Source organism: Streptomyces sp. YS-3, assembly GCF_045257485.1.
GTDB lineage: Bacteria > Actinomycetota > Actinomycetes > Streptomycetales > Streptomycetaceae > Streptomyces.
The window spans coordinates 1-1,607 of record NZ_JBJHPC010000950.1; the positions used below are offsets into that span (position 1 = coordinate 1).

The window sequence follows — 1,607 nt, forward strand, 5'->3', positions numbered from 1 at the left end:
GAGTGGTCGAGGAAATGCCCGTGTCCGAGGTCAGCCGGCCAGCTGGCTCTTCACCGCGGCCGAGACCCGGCCGCCGTCGGCCAGCCCGGCCACCTTCGGCTTCACGATCTTCATCACGGCACCCATGGCCCGCGGCCCCTCGGCACCCGCGGCCCTGGCCTCCGCCACGGCCTCGGCGACGATCGCGTCGAGCTCCTCGTCGGACAGCTGCTTGGGCAGGTACGCGTCGAGGATCTCGCCCTCGGCGCGCTCCTTGGCCGCCGACTCCGTACGGCCGCCCTGCTCGAACGCCTCGGCCGCCTCGCGCCGCTTCTTCGCCTCCTTGGCGATCACCTGCAGCACCTCGTCGTCGGAGAGCTCGCGGGCGCTCTTGCCCGCGACCTCCTCCTTGGCGATGGCGGTGAGGGTCAGTCGCAGCGTCGACGAGCGCAGTTCGTCGCGCGCCTTCATGGCGGTGGTGAGGTCGTCCTTGAGCGTGGCCTTGAGCGTGGTCATGCGCCCAGTGTGGCAGGTGGCGCACCCGGGGCGCGTGCCAGTTTCACGCGGGGAGCGCGGCCCCCGGGCGCGCGCGGGCGCGGCCCGGGGCGTACGTACCTCCCTCCGCGCGTCTGCGACGATGGAGCGCATGCACGCGCGATACGGGATTCCCTTGAAGGCAACGGCGGCTCTCACGGCGATCGGCGCGGCCGGCGTAGCCTACGCGGCGGGCTTCGAAGCCCGCTCGTTCCGGCTGCGACGGGTGACCGTCCCCGTACTGCCGAACGGGATGAGGCCGCTGCGCGTGCTGCAGGTCTCGGACATCCACATGGTGAGCGGCCAGCGCAAGAAGCGGGCGTGGCTGCAGTCGCTGGCGGGGCTGCGCCCGGACTTCGTGGTCAACACGGGCGACAACCTGTCGGACCCGGAGGGCGTACCGGAGGTCCTGGACGCGCTGGGCCCGCTGATGGAGTTCCCCGGTGTGTACGTCTTCGGCTCGAACGACTACTACGGCCCCAAGCTGCGCAACCCCGCCCGCTATCTGCTGGAGAAGGTCCAGGGCAAGCACGGCCTGAACGGCAACCCGCCGGCGGTCGGGGTGATCCACAACCCGTGGGAGGACCTGCGGGACGCGTTCGACACGGCGGGCTGGGTGGGCCTGAGCAACACGCGGGGCCGACTGAAGCTGGAGGGCCTGGAGCTGGCGTTCACGGGCCTGGACGACCCCCACATCAAGCGCGACCGGTACGCGGAGGTGGCGGGCGGCCCGGAGAAGGACGCGGACCTCTCGATCGCGGTGGTCCACGCCCCCTACCTGCGCACCCTGGACGCCTTCACGGCCGACGGCTACCCCCTGGTCCTGGCCGGCCACACCCACGGCGGCCAGCTGTGCGTCCCCTTCTACGGGGCCCTGGTCACCAACTGCGACCTGGACACGGACCGGGTGAAGGGCCTCTCCACCCACGAGTCCGGCGGCCACCGCTCCTACCTGCACGTCTCAGCAGGCTGCGGCACAAACCGCTACACCCCGGTCCGCTTCGCCTGCCCCCCGGAAGCCACGCTCCTCACACTCACGGCACGGGGCTGAGCGCGTACGGGTATGGCGGGGGGCAGGCGAAGCGGACCGGGGT

2 protein-coding genes are annotated in these 1,607 nt (G+C 71.9%); one reads left to right on the plus strand and one right to left on the minus strand.

Features of this window, described 5'->3' with window-relative positions; translation table 11 throughout:
- Nucleotides 1-30 precede the first annotated feature (30 nt).
- Nucleotides 31-495 carry a GatB/YqeY domain-containing protein gene (locus ACJA3G_RS36605; RefSeq protein WP_406557330.1) on the minus strand — a complete coding sequence of 155 codons (465 nt, stop codon included), beginning with the start codon at nucleotides 493-495 and terminating at the stop codon, nucleotides 31-33.
- Between the two features lie 130 nt (nucleotides 496-625).
- On the opposite strand from ACJA3G_RS36605, the gene ACJA3G_RS36610 reads away from it, so the two are divergent.
- Nucleotides 626-1,564 (plus strand): metallophosphoesterase, encoded by a 939-nt coding sequence (locus ACJA3G_RS36610; protein WP_406557331.1) that lies wholly within the window; start codon nucleotides 626-628, stop codon nucleotides 1,562-1,564.
- Nucleotides 1,565-1,607 lie beyond the last annotated feature (43 nt).